Origin of the sequence: Pseudomonas sihuiensis, from assembly GCF_900106015.1 — a bacterium.
GTDB lineage: Bacteria > Pseudomonadota > Gammaproteobacteria > Pseudomonadales > Pseudomonadaceae > Aquipseudomonas > Aquipseudomonas sihuiensis.
Window position 1 is genome coordinate 4,737,674 of sequence record NZ_LT629797.1, and the last position, 20,671, is coordinate 4,758,344.

Genomic DNA, 20,671 nt, shown 5'->3' on the forward strand with positions numbered 1-20,671 from the left:
CTTCAGAACCAGGTGTCCTGCATGCCCAGGCAGGTATCGTCGCGGGCTTCGAGAATGGCCAGGTCGTGATGGCAGCTTGGCACTTCCCAGGTCAGAAAGTAGCGCGCGGCTTGCAGCTTGCCGCGGTAGAAGGCCTGCTCCTCAGCATTGTCCGTGCGGGCCAGGCCCTGCTCGGCGCGAATCGCCTGCTCCAGCCAGCGCCAGCCGATCACCATGTGACCGAACACCTTCAGATACAGCGCCGAGTTGGCCAGCGCCTGGTTGATCTTGCCGCTCATCAGATCGCCCAGTAGCGCCAGGGTCACCGCTTGCAGGCGAGCCAGCAATTGCTCCAGCGGCTGGCGCAGGGCAGTGAGCGATTCGTGCTCGCTGGCGCGCTGGCAGCAGTCGTTGATCAGCTTGAGCAGCTGCTTGAGCGCGGCGCCGCCGTTTTGCGAAACCTTGCGCCCGAGCAGATCGAGCGACTGGATACCGTGGGTACCTTCGTGGATCGGGTTGAGGCGGTTGTCGCGGTAGTACTGCTCCACCGGGTATTCGCGGGTATAGCCGTGGCCGCCGAGGATCTGGATGGCCAGCTCGTTGGCCTTGAGGCAGAACTCCGAGGGCCAGGATTTGACGATGGGCGTGAGCAGGTCGAGTAGCTCCAGCGCCTGCTGGCGCTGCTCCGCGGTTTCCAGGGTGTGGGTATCGTCGAACAGGCGTGCGGCATACAGGCCGAGGTCGAAGGCGCCCTCGACATAGGCTTTCTGCGTCAGCAGCATGCGCCGCACGTCGGCGTGCTCGACGATGGAAATCTGCGGGCTGCTCGGGTCCTTGCCGTCCGGCTGGCGGCCCTGCGGGCGGTTGCGCGCATAGTCCAGCGAGTAGAGGTAGCCGGCGTAGCCGAGCATGATCGCGCCCATGCCGACGCCGATGCGCGCCTCGTTCATCATCTGGAACATGTAGGACAGGCCGGCATGCGGCTTGCCCACCAGGTAGCCGACGCACTCGCCGTTGTCGCCGAAGTTGAGCGCAGTGGAGGTGGTGCCGCGCCAGCCCATCTTGTGGAACAGGCCGGCCAGGGTCACGTCGTTGCGCGCGCCTAGCGAGCCGTCGTCGTTGACGTGGAACTTGGGCACCAGGAGCAGGCTGATGCCCTTCACCCCGGGCGGTGCGTCCGGCAGCTTGGCCAGCACCATGTGCACGATGTTCTCGGAAATCGGCTGGTCGCCGCCGGAGATGAAGATCTTGTTGCCCTTGATGCGGTAGCTGCCATCGGCGTGTGGTTCGGCCTTGGTGCGAATGTCCGAGAGCGAAGAGCCGGCGTGCGGCTCGGTCAACGCCATGGTGCCGAAGAAGCGACCGTCAATGATCGGCTGCAGGTAGCGGTCTTTTTGCTCCTGGTTGCCGAAGGCCTCGATCAGGTTGGCCACGCCCATGGTCAGCATCGAATAGGAGCTGGTGGCGATGTTGGCCGACTGGAAGTGGGCGAAGCAGGCCTGCGACAGCAGGTTGGGCAGTTGCATGCCGCCGTGCTCGAAATCGCGGGTGGCGTTGAGAAAGCCGGCTTCGTGGAAGGCACGCAGGGCCGGTTCGACTTCCGGGATCAGCACCGCGGCGCCATCGACGTACTGCGGCTCGTGCTCGTCGCTCTTGCGGTTGTGCGGGGCGAACAGCTCCTCGGCGATACCGCGCGCGGTGCTGATCGCCGCATCGAAGGTTTCGCGGTTGTGATCGGCGAAGCGCGGACGCTGAGTCAGGGCTTCGGCGTCGAGCACCTCATAGAGTTCGAACGCCAGGTTGCGGGAGCTGAGCAGGGTCTCGGACATGGAACGGGCCTCCAGATGATCGACCGAGTCTAGGCAGTCAGTCGCCCAGCTGCCCAGCATCATCAGTCGCGGTGATAAAGCACCACACCACCCTGCCAGCCCGGGATCGTAGGAGCGGCTTCAGCCGCGATGTGCTTCGAAGCCCCGTCCCAGCTCATGGGTCAGCTCTGCAGCCGGCATCACTCTACAATTGGCGACATTCTGTCCCGCCCATAACGGCGAAAAGTCCCCGCTAACTTGTGCTTCTGCCGCCGCGCGCAATGGCGCGATGGCCGCAGTGGCCAGGGGGAAGGCGGGCGCCTGCGTGCTCAGCGGCCCCAGCTCGCGCATCAGGCGATTGACGATGCCGCGCGCCGGGCGCCCACTGAACAGGTTGGTCAGCGCCGTGTGGCGCGCCGCCGGGCTCTGCAGCGCCGCGCGGTGCAGGACGCTGGTCGTGGCTTCCGGGCACAGTAAATAAGCGCTACCAACCTGCACACCTGCTGCGCCTAGGGCCATGGCAGCGGCCACGCCACGGGCATCGCTGATGCCGCCGGCGGCGATCACCGGCACCGACAGTGCATCCACCAGCTGCGGCAGCAGAGCGAAAGTGCCGAGTTGGCGGCTCAGGTCGAAATCGAGAAAGTGCCCGCGATGGCCGCCGGCTTCCAGGCCTTGGGCGATCACCGCATCGACGCCACGTTCCTGTAGCCACAGCGCTTCGTCCAGGGTGGTGGCGCTGGAGAGGATCTTTGCCCCGCTGCGTCGTACTCGCTCCAGCAGGTCAGGCTGCGGCAGGCCGAAGTGGAAGCTGACCACCGCAGGGCGGAACTCCTCCACCAGTGCGGCCGTTTCGTCGTTGAACGGCAGGCGCCCAGGCCCGCTGGCAATGCTCGCCGGGTCCACGCCCAGCTCGTCGTAGTAGGGCGCCAGCGCTTGGCGCCAGCCAGTCTCGCGGGCCGCGTCTGGCTCGGGCGGCACATGGCTGAAGAAGTTCAGATTGAACGGGCGCTCGGTCAGGCTGCGCATCGCCTGTAGCTCCTGGCGCAGGGAGGCAGGCGTGAGCATGGCGCAGGGAATCGAGCCGAGGCCGCCGGCCTGGCATACGGCGGCAGCCAGGCGGTGATCCTGCGAACCGGCCATTGGCGCCTGGATCAGGGGCAGGTCAGTGTCGAGCAGGGCGGTGAGAGACATGGGATGGCTCCATTTCAGCATGGGATCGTGGTTCGGACACCTGCCAGGCCCACAGGACGGCCCAGAGCAATGCCGCGGTACCGATAAGGAAGCTGCTCGTGAGGCTATGGCCGGCGGCAGTCCAGTGTTGCACCAGCCAGGGGCCGAGCAACTGGCTGCCGCTGTACAGACTGATCAGCAGGGCGGCCAGGCGCAAGCCCTGGTCCGGGTTGAGGGCGCGGGCCAGGCGCTGGGTCAGCAATACGGTGCCGAGGAAGGTCCCGCCGACCAGCAGAGCGCAGGTCATGACGCCAAAGGGACCGGGCAGCAGGATCGGCATCGTCACGCCGAGCAGTTGCAGCAGGTAGTTGGCCAGCAGGGCACGACGATCGCCCAGCCAGGCGCCGGCATGATTCCACAGCGTCGCCGAGAGCAGGCAGGCGAGCGCCGTCCACCACCAGTTGCCGACCAGTAGCGGATGGCCGGCGGGCAGCTGTTCGCGAGCCAGGGCCGGCAGAAAGGTCAATGGCAGGATGTAACCCAGGCCTGCTCCCAGATAGGCCATCAGCAACGCCAGGTTGTGGCTGCCGAACAATGCGCTACGGGCGGTCGCGGGTGGCTTGTCGGGCAGATCACGCGCCAGGCGCCTCAGCATCGGAGCGCAAAACAGCGCCAGAGGCAGGGCGCACAGCGCGATCGGCAGCCAGCGCATCGGTCCCTGCCATGGGGTGATGGCCACCAGCAGGCCGCACAGCAACATGCCGCCACCCAAGCCCAGATAGACCAGACCGCTCAGCGCCGTGGCCTGGCGCAGGGCAAGCCACTCCAGCACCAGGGCCGGGGCCAGCACGAAGACCACGCCGTTGCTGACGCCGTTGGCCAGGCGCAGGGCGGCCAGCAGGTCGACGTCGTGGGTGAACACCTGGGCCAGGGTCAGGCCGGCATTGACCAGCAAGGCAGCCGGCAAGCCCTGGCGTAGGCCGCGCGGGTTGGCCATGAACAGCGCAAGCAGGGCGCCAAGCAGATAGCCGAGATAATTCCAGGTCGCCAACTGGGCGCCTTGGGCCAGATCGAACAGGCCGTCGTCGAGCAGCAGTGGCAGCAAGGGGGTGAAGGCGAAACGGCCCAGCGCGTGGACGACCACCAGCGCCAGTGCGGCGGCGAGCAGGGCCGTGAGGTGGGCGCGGTCGAGTCTGGGCATAGGGTCTCCGTTCGTGCTGCCCACCTTAGTCATTGTCGTTGCTTGATGGTTAGTGAAAAATATTGCGTTCTATTTTCACTTTTGGTGAATGTCATGGATGCCTGGCAACGACTCAATCCGCAGCTGCTGCGTTATTTTCTCGCCGTGGCTCGGGAGGGCTCGCTGAGCGCCGCCGGCGTGCGCCTGCACTGCGTGCCGTCGAACGTCTCGGCGCGCCTTCGTCAATTGGAGCAGCAACTGGACATCCGGCTTTTTCAGCGTCAGGGGCAGCGTCTGCGAGTGACTGCGGCCGGCGAACGCTTGTTGCCCCATGCCGAGCATCTGGAGCAGCTTTGCCAGATGGCCTGGCGCAGCGTGCAGGAAGATATCTGGAGCGGCGATCTGCGTCTGGGCTCGATGGAAACCACCGCCGCGGTGCGTTTGCCTGAGCTGCTGGCGGCTTTCCACCAGCGGGCTCCGCGAGTGAACCTGCAACTCAGCACCGGGCCGAGCCGGCGACTGGTCGAGGGGGTGTTGTCAGGAGAACTGGACGGCGGATTGATCGGCGGGCCGTTCGAGCATCCTCAGCTCGACTGCCTGCCCATCTGGCAGGAGGAACTGATGCTGGTGCTGCCGCCCGAGCAGGATGGCACCCAACTGGAGAGTCGACCGCAGACTCTGCTGGGTTTCCCCGATGGGTGCCATTACCGCGAGCGCCTTGAGCGCTGGGCCGTCAGTCGTGGTTTGCAGGTGGCGGCGCGGCAGAGCTATGGCTCTATCGATGCGATCTTTGCCGGCATTGCTGCCGGCATGGGGATCGGCCTGTTGCCACGCAGCCTGCTCGACAGTCACCCGCGTGTGCATCTGGTGCAATACCAGGCCATCGCCCCTGAGCTTGGCGCAACGACTACATTGTTGGTACGTCGTCGCGACGCCGGTGAGCACCCGCCGCTGGCCTTGTTGCTGGAGCTGATGCGCGCGTAAAGCCCTTCCAACGGGTAAACTTGGCGACCGCTTCGGAGACCTCCATGAACTACCGCCACGCCTTCCATGCCGGCAACCACGCCGACGTACTCAAGCATTTGGTGCTGACTCGCCTGATCAGCCTGTTGTCGAAAAAGGAGGCACCTTTCGCCTACCTCGACAGTCATGCCGGACTCGGTTTGTACGACCTGCATGGCGATGCGGCCAGCCGTACCGGCGAGTACCTGGAGGGCATCGCACGCCTGTGGCAGGCCGAGCACCTGCCGGATGCCGTGGAGGCCTATCTGGAGGTGGTGCGGGCGATGAATCCGGATGGCGAGCTGCGCTATTACCCCGGCTCGCCCGAACTGGCGCGGCTGCTCAGCCGTGAGCAGGATCGTCTGCAGCTCAATGAGAAGCACCCCGAGGATGGCCGCCTGCTCAAGGACAACATGCGTGGCGACCGTCGCGTAGCCGTGCATCTGGGCGAGGGCTGGCTGGTGCCGCGGGCGCTGATGCCGACCCGCGAGAAGCGCGTGCTGCTGCTGATCGACCCGCCATTTGAAAAGACCGACGAGCTGCAGCGCTGTGTCGAGGCCTTGAACGAAGCGCACGGGCGCATGCGTCAGGCCATCGTCGCGATCTGGTACCCGATCAAGGATGAGCGACAGCTGGCGCGCTTCTACCGCGATCTGCAAAAGAGCGCCGCGCCCAAGCTGCTACGCGCAGAGCTTTACGTGCACGCGCCGGACGACGCCACGCGCCTGAGCGGCTCGGGTCTGGTGATCAGCAATCCGCCATGGGGCCTGGAGGACGAACTCAAGCAGCTGCTGCCCTGGCTGGCCGATGTGCTTGGCCAGAGCCAGGGCGGCTGGCGTCTGGATTGGCTGATAGAGGAAGCGCCAAGCGGCAAGTCATAAGCGCGTAGCCCGGATGAAATCCGGGAGCCGTGGCCCCCGATCCCCGGATTGCATCCGGGCTACAAGGGGCTCAAGCGGGCTTGTGGTTGGGCTCGATGTGGTAGCTGAGATTGCGCCGCGGGCTGAGGTACTCCAGCACCTCCAGCGGTAGCTGTGAGGGGCGCAGGCTGCGGGCGATGGCGAGCTTTGGCTCCTGGGCGAGATCGACGATCAGGGCTTCCTGCTTGGGAATGTCGGCGTCGTAGAGAATCAGCGTCGGTTTCAACGCCTGAGTTGGGTTCATGCCCAGCACCAGCGCATAGCGCTCATCTTCCAGCTGCACCAGGCTGCCCGGCGGGTAGATGCCCATCACGCGAACGAAGGCCTTCAGCGCCACCTCGTCGAATTGTTCGCGCTGCTGCTTGAACATCAGCGCTAGGGCTTCGTGTGGGCTCAGCGCCTGGCGCGGGTCGAGCGGGTTGCACAGCCCGTCGAAATGGTTGGTGATGGCCACCAGACGACTCAGGCGGCCGATAGCGGCCTCGCGCAGCCCACGCGGATAACCACTTCCGTCGCAGTGCTCGTGATGTTCATGGATGATGCGCAGCACCTCGTCATCGAGCATCAGCTTCTGCCCCATGCGCAGGCCGAAATCGGTGTGCATTTGCAGCAATTGCTGCTCCGGGCGGGTCAGCGGCTCGGGCTTGAGTAGCACCTTGCTCGGTACTTCCAGCTTGCCGATATCGTGCAACAGGGCGCCGAGGCCGAGGCTATGACAGGCCTCGCTGTCGAGGCCGAGCTGGCGCCCGAGCAGCAGGGACAACACGGTGACGTTGAGGGCATGGAAGTAACTGTCCTCGGCCGCCTTGCCGGTGATGCCATGCAGCACCACGCCAGGCGCCCCGAGCAGCGTCTCGACCATCTCGCTGACGATGGCGCCGGCCTGGCGCATGGCGTCTTCCGGGCGGCTGCGCAGGGTCTGGTTGAGCGTCTTGATGCGTTGGCTGGCCTCGATGAAGCGGCGATCCACCTCGGCCAGGCGGCTGCGCAGGTGGCGCAGTTTCTCCACGCGTTCCTGGCGTGCCTGACTTTCCGGATCGACCGGCGGTTCTTCTACAGGAGGGGTGGTGACGCTGTCGACGAGAGGCGCGGGCAGGCAGTCGCTGCGCGCCGGGTCATAGCGCAGCTGCTTCAGGTTGAGCGCGCGCAAGGCGCGAATCTGCGCTTCGTCCTTGATCTTGAAATTGCTGAAGGCGAAATCATGCTCCCACCAGCTCAGGTCCAGATGGACGTAGAGACCGACGCAAAGCTGATCGGGGGTGATGGTAGGGAGAGTGGCGGGCATGCCGGGCTCGTCGATCGATGGCTAATTGCCCGCAGTTTAGTCTGGCTAATGGCCTGAAGGCATCAGTTGTTCAGGCCATCACGTCGATGCTGTTGCCCAGGTTGGGCGGATTGCTGGGGGCGCTGGCCGGTGCAGCTGCCTGCACCAGCCCGGTGATGTTGGCGGCCTGCAGCTCCAGCGTCTTGCGCAGCAGCACAAGCGACATCTGCGCGGAGATCTGCGCAGATGCCTGACTCGATACCTGGCTGGAAATGCTGCTCAGCTCCATGACCCGTTATCCATGCTCAATATTCAGGGGGTAGACATACGCCTGTTCCGCCCAGGCCGCAATAGCCGCCCGGATTCTTCGCCAGGTATTGCTGGTGATAGGTCTCGGCGTAGTAGAAGGTCGGCGCCTCGGCGATTTCAGTGGTGATGCTGCCTACCCCGGCCTTGTCCAGCTCAGCCTGGAAGCGTGCCTGGCTGGCTTTGGCGGCGCTCAGTTGAGCGTCGTTCTGGCAGTAGATGGCCGAGCGGTACTGGGTGCCCTGGTCGTTGCCCTGGCGCATGCCCTGGGTTGGGTTGTGCACTTCCCAGAACACCTTGAGCAGCGCTTCGAAGCTGGTCTGCTGCGGATCGAACACGACCAGTACCACTTCGGTGTGCCCGGTCAGGCCCGAGCAGACTTCCTCGTAGGTGGGGTTGGGCGTCAGGCCACCGGCATAGCCGGCCGCCGTGCTGAATACGCCAGGCTGTTGCCAGAAGCGCCGTTCGGCGCCCCAGAAGCAGCCGAGGCCGAACACCGCCTGTTGCAGGCCGGCGGGGAACGGCGCTTTGATCGGGTTGCCATTGACATAGTGAGTATCCGCCACCGGCATCGCCTCTGTGCGGCCGGGCAGGGCCTGCTCGGCAGTCGGCAGGACATCCTTGTTAACGAGAATCTGGGAACGCAAAACCATGGTGGTCTCCTGGAAGTGGGTGGGTAGTGGACTACGCGCAGTACGGCGTATTACGTCCGTTGGTCGGGCTGTGGCCGGCAGGGATAGCGGCGCAGGCTGTCGATCAGTTCGCGGCCAGGAATCGGTTTGTCGAACAGGTAGCCTTGGCCTACGTCGCATTGCTGGCGGCGCAGGAAACCGAGCTGGGCGCCAGTCTCGATGCCTTCTGCGACCACCTTGAGCTTGAGGTTGTGGGCCATGGCAATCACGGCTGAGGTGATCTCCATGTCGTCCTGGTTGTCGGGAATGTCCTTGATGAAGCTGCGATCGATCTTGATCACGTCGATGGGGAATTTCTTCAGGTAGCTGAGCGAGGAATAACCGGTGCCGAAATCGTCCATGGCCAGGGTCAGGCCCAGGCTCTTGAGGCGGCCGAGCTGGTGGCGGGTGTCCTCGGTGGCTTCCAGCAGCAGGCTTTCGGTCAGTTCCAGTTCCAGCAGGCGCGGGTCGAGCTGTTCTTCGTGCAGGATGGCGGCGATGGAGCCGACCAGGTCGGGATCGGAGAACTGCTTGGGTGACAGGTTGATCGCCACCTGCAGTTCGCCCATGCCGATGGCGGCGATCTGCTTGCTCATGCGGCAGGCCTGACGCACTACCCACTTGCCGATGGGAATGATCAGGCCGGTTTCCTCGGCGACGCTGATGAACTGGTCAGGGCGGATCATGCCCTTCTCCGGATGGTGCCAGCGCAGCAGCGCCTCCAGACCCAGCAACTGGCCGTTTTTCAGGCACAGCTTGGGCTGGTAGAACACCTCCAGTTCACTCTGGGTCAAGGCTCGGCGCAGGTTGTTCTCGACGAACAGCTTGTAGTTGGCCTCGGCATTGAGTTCCTCGGTGAACAGCTGCACCTGATGCTTGCCATTGGCCTTGGCCTTGTGCAGGGCCAGGCCGGCGTGCTTCATCAGCGTCTGCGGGTCGTCGCCGTGCTCCGGCGCCAGGGCCAGGCCGAGCGAGCCGGTGATGCTGATCAACTGGTTATCGACGAACAGTGGCTTGTCCAGAGTCTGCAGCACCTGATGAGCGATGCGCAGGCCGCTGTCCTGATCGCAGCCATCGAGCAGGATGGCGAATTCGTTGCTGGCGAAGCGTGCCAGTGTGCCCTGGGCTCCGAGGCTGTTGCGCAGGCGTCGGGCCAGGGCCGAGAGCAGCTTGTCGCCGGTCTGGTGGCCGAGGCTGTCGTTGATCCGCTTGAAGTTGTCGATGTCCACCAGCAGCAGGACCAGCGGCTGCTGCGTATTCTGAGCGAAGCGCTGTTCGAGGCTGCGGATGAACGAGGGGCGGTTGCCCAGGTTGGTCAGGTTGTCGGTATAGGCCAGGCGTTCGATGCGCTGCTGCGCCAGCTTGGCTTCGGTGACGTCTTCGTAGATGCCGATGTAGTGGGTCAGCTCGCCATCGTCGCCATACACCTTGGATATCGACAGATGGCCCCAGTAGGGGTCCAGGTTCTTGCGTCGGCTGCGGAACTCGCCCTGCCAACTGCTGTGCTCGGCCAGGCTCGAGCCGGCATCGAACAGCAGGTCGCTGAGGTTGTTCAGCGCCGGCAGCTCGGACAGGCGGTGGCCGCAGACCTCGTCGCTGCTGTACAGGGTGATGGCCGTGAAGCTGGGGTTGACGTACTCCACCCGGCCGTCGCGGTCGACCAGCAGAAAGGCGCTGGCGCTCTGTTCGACGGCGCGTTGGAACAGATGCAGGGCGCTGGTGGCGCTGCGTTTCTGCTGGTTGATCAGCACCTGGGCGAACTGATCGGCCAACTCGCCGGCGAAGGCGATCTCGTCGGCGTGCCAGGTGCGTAGGCCGCCGATGTGCTCCAGGCAGAGCACGCCGACCACTTCGCCTTCGATGCGTATGCTGGCGTCGAGCATCGAGCAGATATCCAGCGGCTGCAGGTAGCTGGCGGCCAGTTCACAGGTGCGCGGATCGTGCTGGGCGTCGTGCGCGTCGATGGCGCGGCCGCTGTGCAGTGCTTGCAGGTACTGCGGGAAATTACGTGCGTTTATCGACGGTAGTTGTTCGTGGCGGTCCAGGTCGCGGCGGTACAGCGACACGGAATCCAGGTGATGACTGCCCAGCTTCCAGATGCCGGCGCGAGCGACACCGTAGACCTCGCAGGCGGCCTGGGTGATCAGTTCGGCCGCTTCCTGCTGAGGGTCGCTGGAGGTGTAGCGCTGGCGCGCCAGACGCACGATCAACTGCTGCTGGGTACGTGAACGGGCGAGGTGTTGCAGGTGGTCATTCTGGGTACGCTGATATTGCTGCAGCGAGCTGCGCAGTTGCTGATTCTGCGTGTACAGCTCCTGTTCGGCAGGGGAGAACTGATCGAGGCTCTCGTCCGCTACCAGCAGATAGCCGCGCAGCAACTGGCGGTTGCGCTGTTTGAAGGGTTCGCCCATCTCCAGCAGGGTCAGAGCACCTTGCGGGGTATGCAGGGTGTAGCGCACCAGGTAATGCGGGCCTTGCAGCAGTTGCTGCTGGATGGCGTCGTGCAGGCGATAGCGCGCTTCGGGTTCCATCAGGCTGGCGTAGGGGGCATCCACCAGCGCGCAGAGATCGCTGGCGCTGATACCCAACTGGCGTTCGCAGGCCGGGTCGAGAAACAGCAGCGCCCAGCTTGGCTCGTTCAAGCGCTCGAAACGCAACATGCCGAGCCGCGAGGGCACTGGCAACTGCGTCACAACCTCGGCTGCCGAGCGTGCGCTGGCATCGGGATGGCTTTTCATTGGGCGGCGGGCTTCCAGTATGCTGACCAGGCGAGGCATCCGTTCTCAGTACAGGGCCGCTGCTGCCAGAGGGCGCAGCGGCACGGACGGAGGCTAGGGCTCAGGCCTACTTCACTATAGCGTTCGGCAAGGGTGCATCATGCAAGCGAGACTGACAAGAAAACTCATGGCCATGGTGCTTGGCGGAGCACTTTTTACGGCCATACCCGCGGTTGCCGGCGCCGATGATGCGGCGACACTGCAGGGCGCCGAGCAGGCTGCTTATCTGGACGGGCTCAAGCGTCTTTATCTGACCGACAACGAGCGCAATGCGTTGCTCGCGCACAGCAACGCATTGCTGGAAACCTACGCCCTGCGCGCGGGTTACCAGGTTGGCCAGGCGCAGCGGCAGGACTTGCTGTATCGCTTCAATGTCGGCAATGCCGGGGAGCTTATCCTGCGTGAGGAGAGTCGTGGCGCGCAGGGCACCGCCATCTCGGTGCGCAATCAGCGTGTTGCGGTGTTCGGTATCGATCCGTTCATCCGCTACGAGTGTCCGACCGGCGGTATCCGCTGTGTGCTGTTCAATCCGGCTGATGGCAGCCCGTTGTTGAGCATCGTGCGTGATCACCAGGGTGCAGGCGAGTTGGCCAAGGCGCTGAGCTTTCTGATTCGCAATGTGCAGAAGGGCTGATAGGCCTCACACCGCGCTGAAGGAATGCAAAAAAAACCCCGCCTGAATGGGCGGGGTTGAGGATGCGAGCGTGGCGTGCTCGAAACGATTTACAGCAGGATGGTGCGGATATCGGCCAGCAGCTGCGACAGACGCTGAGTGAAGCGTGCGGCGGCAGCGCCGTTGATCACTCGGTGGTCGTAGGACAGCGACAGCGGCAGCATCAGCTTGGGCTGGAAGGCCTTGCCATCCCACACCGGCTGCATGGTCGCCTTGCTGACACCCAGGATCGCCACTTCCGGCGCGTTGACGATCGGCGTGAAGCCGGTGCCGCCAATGTGGCCGAGGCTGGAGATGGTGAAGCAGGCGCCCTGCATGTCATCAGCCGAAAGCTTCTTGGTGCGCGCTTTTTCCGCCAGGGCGGCGGCCTCAGCCGCGAGCTGCAGCAGGCTCTTCTGATCGACGTTCTTGATCACCGGCACCAGCAGGCCGTCCGGCGTATCGACGGCGAAGCCGATATGCACGTACTTCTTGCGGATGATCGCCTTGCCGCTCGGGGCCAGCGAACTGTTGAAGTCCGGCAGTTCCTTGAGCAGGTGGGCGCAGGCCTTGAGCAGCAGCGGTAGCACGGTCAGCTTGACGCCAGCCTTCTCCGCCACGGCCTTCTGCGCGACGCGGAAGGCTTCCAGGTCGGTGATATCGGCCGAATCGAACTGGGTCACGTGCGGCACGTTGAGCCAGCTGCGGTGCAGGTTGGCGGCGCCGACCTGCATCAGGCGGGTCATCGCCACTTCTTCGATTTCGCCGAACTTGCTGAAGTCCACGGCCGGGATCGGCGGGATGCCGGCGCCACCGGTGGCAGCAGCGGCAGTCGCCTGCGGTGCGGCCTTGGCCTTGTGCATCATCGCCTTGACGTACACCTGCACGTCTTCCTTGAGGATGCGACCTTTCGGGCCGGTACCGGCGATATCCGCCAGTTCCACGCCGAAATCACGAGCCAGCTGACGCACGGCGGGGCCGGCATGCACCTTGGCACCATCGCGCTTGGGCGCGTTGGCGACTTCGGCGGCAGCAGCCGACAGCGAGGCGATGGCGCGTACTTCTGCGGCCACTTCCGGGGCGGCGCCTTCCGGTACGCGGTGCACTTGCTGACTGGCTTGCGCCGGCGCAGTGGCCGGAGCAGCGCCCGCCACCTTGAGCTTGAGGATCAGGTCGCCGGTGCCGACTTCGGCGTCCAGCTTGACCAGCACTTCTTCCACCACGCCGGCAGCCGGCGAGGGGATTTCCATGGAGGCCTTGTCGGACTCCAGGGTGATCAGCGACTGGTCGGCCTCGATGCTGTCACCGGCCTTGACCATGACTTCGATGACCTTGACCTTGCCGTCGGTGCCAATGTCCGGGACGTGCACGTCCTGCACCGAAGCAGCGGCCGGAGCGGCGGCAGCGGGAGCAGGTGCGGCGGCTGGCGCAGCAGCGGGTGCAGCGGCTTGAGCCGGCGCAGCACTGGCGGTTGCGCCACCAGCGGTGCGCAGCTTGAGGATCAGGTCACCGGTGCCGACTTCGGCATCCAGCTTGACCAGCACTTCTTCCACCACGCCGGCAGCCGGTGAGGGGATTTCCATGGAAGCCTTGTCGGATTCCAGGGTGATCAGCGACTGGTCGGCTTCGATTGTGTCGCCGGCCTTGACCATGACTTCGATGACCTTGACCTTGCCGTCGGTGCCGATATCCGGCACGTGCACATCCTGCACGCTGCTGCTGGTTGCAGCAGCTGGCGCGGCAGCCGGGGCGGCCACTTGCGGTGCAGCAGCGGGCGCTGCTTCGGCTTTCGGCGCAGGCGCCGCTTCGGCGGCACCTTCGACTTCCAGCACCAGCAGCTCATCGCCTTCCTTCAGGCGGTCGCCGATCTTGACCTTGATTTCCTTGATCACGCCGGCCTTGGGCGAGGGCACCTCCATGGAGGCCTTGTCGGACTCCAGGGTCAGTACGCTCTGGTCGGCTTCGATACGGTCGCCGACCTTCACCAGCAGTTCAATCACCTCGCCTTCACCGCCGAGGTCGGGTACGCGAATCAATTCACTCATCGCTACGCTCCTTAGCAGTCCAGGGGGTTGGCTTTGTCGGCGTCGATACCGAACTTGGCGATGGCGTCAGCCAGCACCTTGGCTTCGATCTCGCCACGGTCGACCAGAGCTTCCAGGGCGGCGAGCACGACCCAGTTACGATCCACTTCGAAGAAGTGACGCAGCTGCTTGCGGCTGTCGCTGCGGCCGAAGCCGTCGGTGCCCAGGACCTTGTATTCCTTGCTCGGTACCCACTGACGAACCTGTTCGGCGAACAGCTTCATGTAGTCGGTCGACGCGATGACCGGACCCTTGCGACCGCTCAGGCACTGCTCGATATAGGTCTGCTGCGGCTTCTGACCTGGGTGCAGGCGGTTGCGGCGCTCCACGGCCAGACCGTCACGACGCAGTTCGTTGAAGCTGGTGACGCTCCACACATCGGCGCCGATGTTGTACTCGTCACGCAGGATCTTCGCCGCCTCGCGGACTTCGCGCAGGATGGTGCCGGAACCCAGAAGCTGCACGTGGTGCGCGGCTTCCTTCTTGTCTTCCTCGAGCAGGTACATGCCCTTGATGATGCCGTCCTCGATACCCTCCGGCATGGCCGGCTGCTGGTACGACTCGTTCATCACGGTGATGTAGTAGAAGATGTCCTGCTGCTCTTCGGTCATCTGGCGAATGCCTTCGCGGATGATCACGGCGAGCTCGTAGCCGTAGGTCGGATCGTAGGTGCGGCAGTTGGGGATGGTCGCTGCCAGCATGTGGCTGTGACCGTCTTCGTGCTGCAGGCCTTCACCGTTGAGGGTGGTACGGCCGGCGGTGCCGCCGATCAGGAAACCACGGGTGCGGCTGTCGCCAGCGGCCCAGGCCAGGTCGCCGATACGCTGGAAGCCGAACATCGAGTAGAAGATGTAGAACGGCAGCATCGGCTGGTTGTGGCAGGAGTACGAGGTGCCGGCGGCGATGAAGGAACTCATGGCGCCGGCTTCGTTGATGCCTTCCTCGAGGATCTGACCTTTCTTGTCCTCTTTGTAGAACATCACCTGGTCTTTATCGACCGGCTCGTACAGCTGGCCGACCGAAGAGTAGATGCCGAGCTGACGGAACATGCCTTCCATACCGAAGGTACGGGCTTCGTCCGGGATGATCGGGACGATGCGCTGGCCGAGTTCCTTGTCCTTGACCAGTTGCGCGAGGATACGCACGAAAGCCATGGTGGTGGAGATTTCGCGGTCACCGGAGCCGTCGAGGATGGCCTTGAGGGTATCCAGCGGCGGGGTCGGGATGCTGAAGCTCTTCTGCCGGCGCTGCGGGACGAAGCCACCCAGCGCGTTGCGACGCTCGTGCAGGTACTTGTATTCGGCGCTGCCCGGCTCCGGGCGCACGAAGGGCAGGTTTTCCAGCTCTTCGTCCTTGACCGGGATGTCGAAACGGTCGCGGAACTGACGCAGGCTGTCGACATCGACCTTCTTGGTGTTGTGCGCGGTGTTCTTCGCTTCACCGGCGCCGGTACCGTAGCCCTTGATGGTCTTGGCCAGGATCACGGTCGGCTGGCCGCTGTGGTTCACGGCCTGGTGGTAGGCGGCGTAGACCTTGTACGGGTCGTGGCCGCCACGGTTGAGCTTCCAGATCTCGTCGTCGGAGAGGTCCTTGACCATCTCCTTGAGCTCTGGGGTGTTGAAGAAGTTTTCGCGCACATAGGCGCCGTCTTTGGCCTTGTAGTTCTGGTATTCACCGTCGACCACTTCGTCCATGCGACGCTGCAGGGCACCGTCCTTGTCCTTGGCGAACAGCGGATCCCAGAAGCGACCCCAGACCACCTTGTTGACGTTCCACTGGGCGCCACGGAACACGCCTTCGAGTTCCTGGATGATCTTGCCGTTGCCGCGTACCGGGCCGTCGAGGCGCTGCAGGTTGCAGTTGATGACGAAGATCAGGTTGTCCAGCTTCTCGCGGCCAGCCAGGGAGATGGCGCCGAGGGATTCCGGCTCGTCGCACTCGCCGTCGCCCATGAAGCACCAGACCTTCTGCTTGCCGGCCGGGATGAAGCCGCGCGCTTCCAGGTACTTCATGAAGCGGGCCTGGTAGATCGCCTGGATCGGGCCCAGACCCATGGACACGGTGGGGAACTGCCAGAAGTCCGGCATCAGCCAGGGGTGCGGGTAGGACGACAGGCCTTTGCCGTCGACTTCGCGACGGAAGTTCTTCATCTGTTCTTCGTCGATGCGGCCTTCCATGAAGGCGCGGGCGTAGACGCCAGGGCTGGCATGGCCCTGATAGAACACCAGGTCGCCGCCGTGTTCGTCGGTCGGGGCCTGGAAGAAGTAGTTGAAACCGATGTCATACAGCGTCGCGGAAGAGGCGAAGCTGGAGATGTGGCCGCCCAGATCCGGGTCGTCCAGGTTGGTGCGCATCACCATGGCCAGGGCGTTCCAGCGCACCAGCGAGCGGATGCGACGCTCCATGAACAGGTCGCCGGGCATGCGCGCTTCGTGGGTAACCGGGATGGTGTTGCGGTAGGGCGTGGTGATCGCGTAGGGCAGTTGCGCACCGCTACGGGTGGCCAGCTCGCCCAGACGGGTCATCAGGTAATGGGCACGGTCTTCACCCTCACGGTCGAGGACGGATTCAAGGGCGTCCAGCCATTCCTGGGTTTCGATCGGATCGAGGTCTTGCATGGCTTGCTCCAGGGCGGAAAGGCTTCCAGAATCGGAGGCCAGTTGGGTCTCGTCAGCTTTTTGGGCGGGCGAGTTGAAGTTCTTGGATTTACCGGGGGTAGGACCGGCCGCGTGTAGTTTTACTACATTTCGACGGCGGATTCAGCCCTCTGGATACATTTCTTCCGTAGTAAAACTACAGTTCGCGGTGTTGCCGGCCGCGCGCGCCCACTACCTCAGGGGTTTGGGTGACTGCGCCGTATGTCTGGCAGCCCGCCAAAAGGATAGACCATGAGCCTGCCGTTGCTGGTCGAGTTGCCCCCTTCCCTGAGTGCCCTTGCCGAGCGCGCCGAACAGTCATTGCAGGCGGCGCTGGCCGAGCATGACGGGCTGGTCGAGCGGGTTGCGGCCTGGCCGCAAGCGCGGCGCATGGCCTGGCAGCAGGTGTCGGCGCTGAGTGATTTCGTCGCCGAGCAGGCCCGGCGTGATCCGCAGATGTTCGTCGCGCTGGCCGATTCCGGCGAGCTGGAACGCAGCCTGGCGCCCGGTGAGCTGCGTCAGCAACTGACGCTGCAGTTGGCCGAGTGTGCCGATGAGGATGCGCTGGGGCGTTGCCTGCGGCGTTTTCGTAATCGACAGCAACTGCGCATCATCTGGCGCGACTTCAGCCGCCAGGCGGCGCTCGGCGAAACCTGTCGCGATCTGTCCGATCTCGCCGATGCCTGCATCGATCTGGCCTATCACTGGCTGTACCCACGCCATTGCGCGCAGTTCGGTACGCCAGTGGGGCGGCGCAGTGGCCAGCCGCAGCACATGGTGATCCTCGGCATGGGCAAGCTCGGTGCGCACGAGCTCAACCTGTCTTCGGACATCGACCTGATCTTCGGCTATCCCGAAGGTGGCGAGACCGAGGGTGTTAAGCGCCCGCTGGATAATCAGGAGTTCTTCATCCGTCTGGGGCAGAAGCTGATCAAGGCACTGGATGCGATCACCGTCGACGGCTTCGTGTTCCGCACCGACATGCGCCTGCGCCCCTATGGTTCCAGCGGTGCGCTGGTGTTCAGCTTCAATGCGCTGGAGCAGTACTACCAGGATCAGGGGCGTGACTGGGAGCGCTACGCCATGATCAAGGCGCGCGTGGTGGGGGGCGATCAGGCCGCGGGTGCCGAACTGCTGGAAATGCTGCGCCCCTTTGTCTATCGCCGCTACCTGGATTTCTCCGCCATCGAGGCGCTGCGCGCGATGAAGCTGCTGATTCAGCAGGAAGTGCGGCGCAAGGGCATGAGCGAGAACATCAAGCTCGGCGCCGGCGGCATTCGCGAGATCGAGTTCATCGCCCAGGCCTTCCAACTGATTCACGGCGGGCGCGACCTCAGCCTGCAGCAGCGGCCGCTGCTCAAGGTGCTGACCACGCTGGAGGGGCAGGGTTATCTGCCGCCTGCCGTGGTTGCGGAGATGAAGGAAGGCTACGAGTTCCTGCGTTATGCCGAGCATGCGTTGCAGGGTATCGGTGATCGGCAGACGCAGATGCTGCCGGCCGATGCGCAGGACCAGGCGCGAGTCGCCGCGATCATGGGGTTCGCCGACTGGGCGAGTTTTCATGAGCGCCTGATGCACTGGCGTGGCCGCATCGAATGGCACTTCCAGCAAGTGATCGCCGATCCCGACGATGATGAGGCGCAGGCCGGCGAAACCGCCGTCGGCGCCGAGTGGCTGCCTTTATGGCAAGGCGCACTGGATGATGAAGCTGCCCAGCAGCAGCTGCAGGAGGCCGGTTTTGTCGAGGCTGCCACGGCCAATCGGCGCCTCGTCGATCTGCGCAATGGGCCGCAGGTGCGTGCCATGCAGCGGCTCGGGCGTGAGCGTCTGGATGCCTTTATTCCGCGCTTGCTGGCGCAGACCGTCGAGCACGACAAGCCTGATCTGGTGCTGGAGCGGGTGCTGCCGTTGGTCGAGAAGGTCGCCCGGCGCTCGGCCTACCTGGTGCTTCTGACTGAAAACCCAGGGGCGCTGGAGCGACTGATCACGCTCTGCGCCGCCAGCCCCTGGATTGCCGAGCAGATAGCCCGCTACCCGCTGCTGCTCGATGAGTTGCTCAATGAAGGCCGGTTGTATTCGCCGCCGCTGGCGCCGGAGTTGGCGGCCGAGTTGCGCGAGCGGCTGGTGCGCATTCCCGAGGAGGATCTGGAGCAGCAGATGGAGGCGCTGCGTCATTTCAAGCTGGCGCACAGCTTGCGCGTGGCCGCCTCGGAGATCGCCGGTACGCTGCCCTTGATGAAAGTGTCGGATTACCTCACCTGGCTGGCCGAGGCGATCCTCGACCAGGTGCTGGCGCTGGCCTGGCAGCACACGGTGCAGCGTCATGGTCGGCCGTTCCGTGCAGACGGCACACCGTGCGACCCGGACTTCATCATCGTCGGTTACGGCAAGGTCGGCGGCCTGGAATTCGGCCATGGCTCGGATCTGGACCTGGTGTTCATCCATGACGGCGATCCGCAGGCCGAGACCGACGGCGCCAAGCCCATCGATGGCGCGCAGTTCTTCACCCGTCTGGGCCAGCGCATCATTCACCTGCTGACCACCCAGACCACCTCCGGCGCGCTCTACGAGGTGGACATGCGCCTGCGACCATCGGGCGCAGCCGGGCTTCTGGTCAGCTCGCTCGGCGCCTTCCAGCGCTATCAGGAAAACGAGGCCTGGACCTGGGAGCACCAGGCGCTGGTGCGAGCACGGGTGCTGGTGGGATGTTCGCGCCTGGCCGGCGAATTCGCTCGCGTGCGCGCCGAAGTGCTCGGTCGTCAGCGCGATATCGCGGCACTGCGCGTCGAGGTCAGCGAGATGCGCGCGAAGATGCGCGACAACCTTGGCAACAAAAATACCGCAGCCGGAACGGCGCCGAATGCCTTCGAGGCCACGTCCTCCTTCGATCTGAAGCAGGACGCCGGTGGTATCGTCGATATCGAATTTATGGTGCAATACGCGGCTCTGGCCTGGTCGTGGCAACACCCGCAGCTACTCGAGTTCACCGATAACATCCGCATTCTGGAAGGTCTGGAGCGGGTCGGTCTGATGAGCGCCGAGGATGCCGCCTTGCTGCGCGAGGTCTACAAGATCTATCGCTCGGCTGCCCATCGCCAGGCGCTGCAGAAGCAGCCTGGGGTGGTGCCGGGTGATCAGTTCCAGGATGAGCGCCGCGCCGTGATGCGCCTGTGGCGTGAGCTGGGGCTTGAGTTGAACAATGGGGCCTGAGGCCCCACCTACTGATCGAACCGTGAAGCGAATTTGAGGAGCAGGCAAGATGTCGATGTCCGACCGTGATGGCGTGATCTGGTACGACGGCAAACTGGTGCCGTGGCGCGAAGCCAACACCCATGTGCTGACCCATACCCTGCACTACGGCATGGGCGTGTTCGAGGGCGTGCGTGCCTACAACACCCCGGACGGCACCGCGATCTTCCGCCTGCAGGCGCACACCGACCGCCTGTTCGATTCGGCGCACATCTTCAATATGCAGATCCCTTTCAGCAAGGAAGAGATCAACGAAGCGCAGCGCGCCGCCGTGCGTGAAAATGGCCTGGAAAGCGCTTACCTGCGCCCGATGGTGTTCTTCGGCAGCGAAGGCATGGGCCTGCGTGCTTCCGGCCTGAAGGTGCACGTGATCGTCGCTGCCTGGCACTGGGGCGCCTACATGGGCGAAGAGGCGCTGGAAGCCGGCATCAAGGTGCGTACCAGCTCCTACACCCGCCACCACGTCAACATCGCCATGACCCGTGCCAAGGCCAACGGCAACTACATCAACTCGATGCTGGCCCTGCAGGAAGCCATCTCTGGCGGTGCCGACGAGGCCATGCTGCTGGATCCGGAAGGCTACGTGGCCGAGGGCTCGGGCGAGAACATCTTCCTGGTCAAGGACGGTGTGGTGTACACCCCGGAGGTGACCTCCTGCCTCAACGGCATCACGCGCAGCACCATCCTGACCCTGGCTGAAGAACACGGCATCAAGGTGGTCGAGAAACGCATCACCCGTGATGAGGTGTACATCGCCGACGAGGCCTTCTTCACCGGCACCGCCGCTGAAGTCACGCCGATTCGTGAAGTGGATGGTCGCAAGATTGGCGCCGGCCGCCGTGGTCCGGTCACCGAGAAGCTGCAGAAAGCCTACTTCGACCTGGTCACCGGCAAGACCAGTGGCCACGCCGAATGGCGTACGCTGGTCAAATAAGCGATTGCTCGAAGGCTCGACGGGGAGGCGAAAGCC

14 protein-coding genes are annotated in these 20,671 nt (G+C 64.2%); 5 read left to right on the forward strand and 9 right to left on the reverse strand.

Going from position 1 to position 20,671, the window contains the following annotated elements:
- Positions 1 to 2 precede the first annotated feature (2 nt).
- From BLT86_RS22245 to BLT86_RS22255, 3 genes are all read right to left on the reverse strand, one after another.
- Positions 3 to 1,808: an acyl-CoA dehydrogenase gene (locus tag BLT86_RS22245; protein WP_092379676.1), complete on the reverse strand. Its 1,806-nt coding sequence runs from the start codon at positions 1,806 to 1,808 to the stop codon at positions 3 to 5.
- A 120-nt stretch (positions 1,809 to 1,928) separates the two neighbouring features.
- Positions 1,929 to 2,981 (reverse strand): NAD(P)H-dependent flavin oxidoreductase, encoded by a 1,053-nt coding sequence (locus BLT86_RS22250; RefSeq protein WP_092379678.1) that lies wholly within the window; start codon positions 2,979 to 2,981, stop codon positions 1,929 to 1,931.
- Positions 2,953 to 4,161 (reverse strand): YbfB/YjiJ family MFS transporter, encoded by a 1,209-nt coding sequence (locus BLT86_RS22255; RefSeq protein WP_017678600.1) that lies wholly within the window; start codon positions 4,159 to 4,161, stop codon positions 2,953 to 2,955. Before BLT86_RS22255 ends, BLT86_RS22250 begins: the two co-directional genes overlap by 29 nt.
- A 93-nt stretch (positions 4,162 to 4,254) precedes the next feature.
- Here BLT86_RS22255 and BLT86_RS22260 point away from each other — a divergent pair, with 93 nt between their 5' ends.
- Complete coding sequence (locus tag BLT86_RS22260; protein WP_045733903.1) at positions 4,255 to 5,124, forward strand: LysR substrate-binding domain-containing protein; 870 nt, start codon at positions 4,255 to 4,257, stop codon at positions 5,122 to 5,124.
- Between the two features lie 44 nt (positions 5,125 to 5,168).
- Entirely contained in the window at positions 5,169 to 6,023 is an 855-nt protein-coding gene (locus BLT86_RS22265) for a 23S rRNA (adenine(2030)-N(6))-methyltransferase RlmJ (RefSeq protein ID WP_092379681.1), read from the forward strand.
- A 70-nt stretch (positions 6,024 to 6,093) separates the two neighbouring features.
- Here the strand turns inward: BLT86_RS22265 and BLT86_RS22270 are convergent, their stop codons facing one another.
- The 4 genes from BLT86_RS22270 to BLT86_RS22285 form a co-directional block, all read right to left on the reverse strand.
- Positions 6,094 to 7,347 (reverse strand): HD-GYP domain-containing protein, encoded by a 1,254-nt coding sequence (locus BLT86_RS22270; protein ID WP_045733905.1) that lies wholly within the window; start codon positions 7,345 to 7,347, stop codon positions 6,094 to 6,096.
- Positions 7,348 to 7,417: 70 nt separating this feature from the next.
- Complete coding sequence (locus BLT86_RS22275) at positions 7,418 to 7,615, reverse strand: putative motility protein (RefSeq protein WP_092379684.1); 198 nt, start codon at positions 7,613 to 7,615, stop codon at positions 7,418 to 7,420.
- Positions 7,616 to 7,631: 16 nt separating this feature from the next.
- On the reverse strand, positions 7,632 to 8,285 hold the full coding sequence (gene msrA / locus BLT86_RS22280) for a peptide-methionine (S)-S-oxide reductase MsrA (RefSeq protein WP_092379687.1): 654 nt from the start codon (positions 8,283 to 8,285) through the stop codon (positions 7,632 to 7,634).
- Between the two features lie 50 nt (positions 8,286 to 8,335).
- The gene (locus BLT86_RS22285) at positions 8,336 to 11,041 is read right to left on the reverse strand and encodes a putative bifunctional diguanylate cyclase/phosphodiesterase (protein WP_092380490.1); all 2,706 of its coding nucleotides are present in this window, start codon (positions 11,039 to 11,041) and stop codon (positions 8,336 to 8,338) included.
- A gap of 166 nt (positions 11,042 to 11,207) precedes the next feature.
- Between BLT86_RS22285 and BLT86_RS22290 the strand changes: the two genes are divergently transcribed.
- Positions 11,208 to 11,714, forward strand: coding sequence for a hypothetical protein (locus BLT86_RS22290; RefSeq protein WP_021487821.1), 507 nt, complete (start codon positions 11,208 to 11,210; stop codon positions 11,712 to 11,714).
- Positions 11,715 to 11,803: 89 nt separating this feature from the next.
- Here BLT86_RS22290 and aceF read toward each other — a convergent pair whose 3' ends face one another.
- Together aceF and aceE are read right to left on the reverse strand one after the other, a co-directional pair.
- Positions 11,804 to 13,777 (reverse strand): dihydrolipoyllysine-residue acetyltransferase, encoded by a 1,974-nt coding sequence (gene aceF / locus BLT86_RS22295; protein ID WP_092379690.1) that lies wholly within the window; start codon positions 13,775 to 13,777, stop codon positions 11,804 to 11,806.
- A gap of 11 nt (positions 13,778 to 13,788) precedes the next feature.
- The gene (gene aceE, locus BLT86_RS22300) at positions 13,789 to 16,434 is read right to left on the reverse strand and encodes a pyruvate dehydrogenase (acetyl-transferring), homodimeric type (RefSeq protein WP_092379693.1); all 2,646 of its coding nucleotides are present in this window, start codon (positions 16,432 to 16,434) and stop codon (positions 13,789 to 13,791) included.
- A 270-nt stretch (positions 16,435 to 16,704) separates the two neighbouring features.
- Here aceE and glnE point away from each other — a divergent pair, with 270 nt between their 5' ends.
- Positions 16,705 to 19,662, forward strand: coding sequence for a bifunctional [glutamate--ammonia ligase]-adenylyl-L-tyrosine phosphorylase/[glutamate--ammonia-ligase] adenylyltransferase (glnE, locus tag BLT86_RS22305; RefSeq protein ID WP_092379695.1), 2,958 nt, complete (start codon positions 16,705 to 16,707; stop codon positions 19,660 to 19,662).
- 49 nt (positions 19,663 to 19,711) lie between these two features.
- The gene (locus BLT86_RS22310; RefSeq protein WP_075745132.1) at positions 19,712 to 20,635 is read left to right on the forward strand and encodes a branched-chain amino acid transaminase; all 924 of its coding nucleotides are present in this window, start codon (positions 19,712 to 19,714) and stop codon (positions 20,633 to 20,635) included.
- Positions 20,636 to 20,671 lie beyond the last annotated feature (36 nt).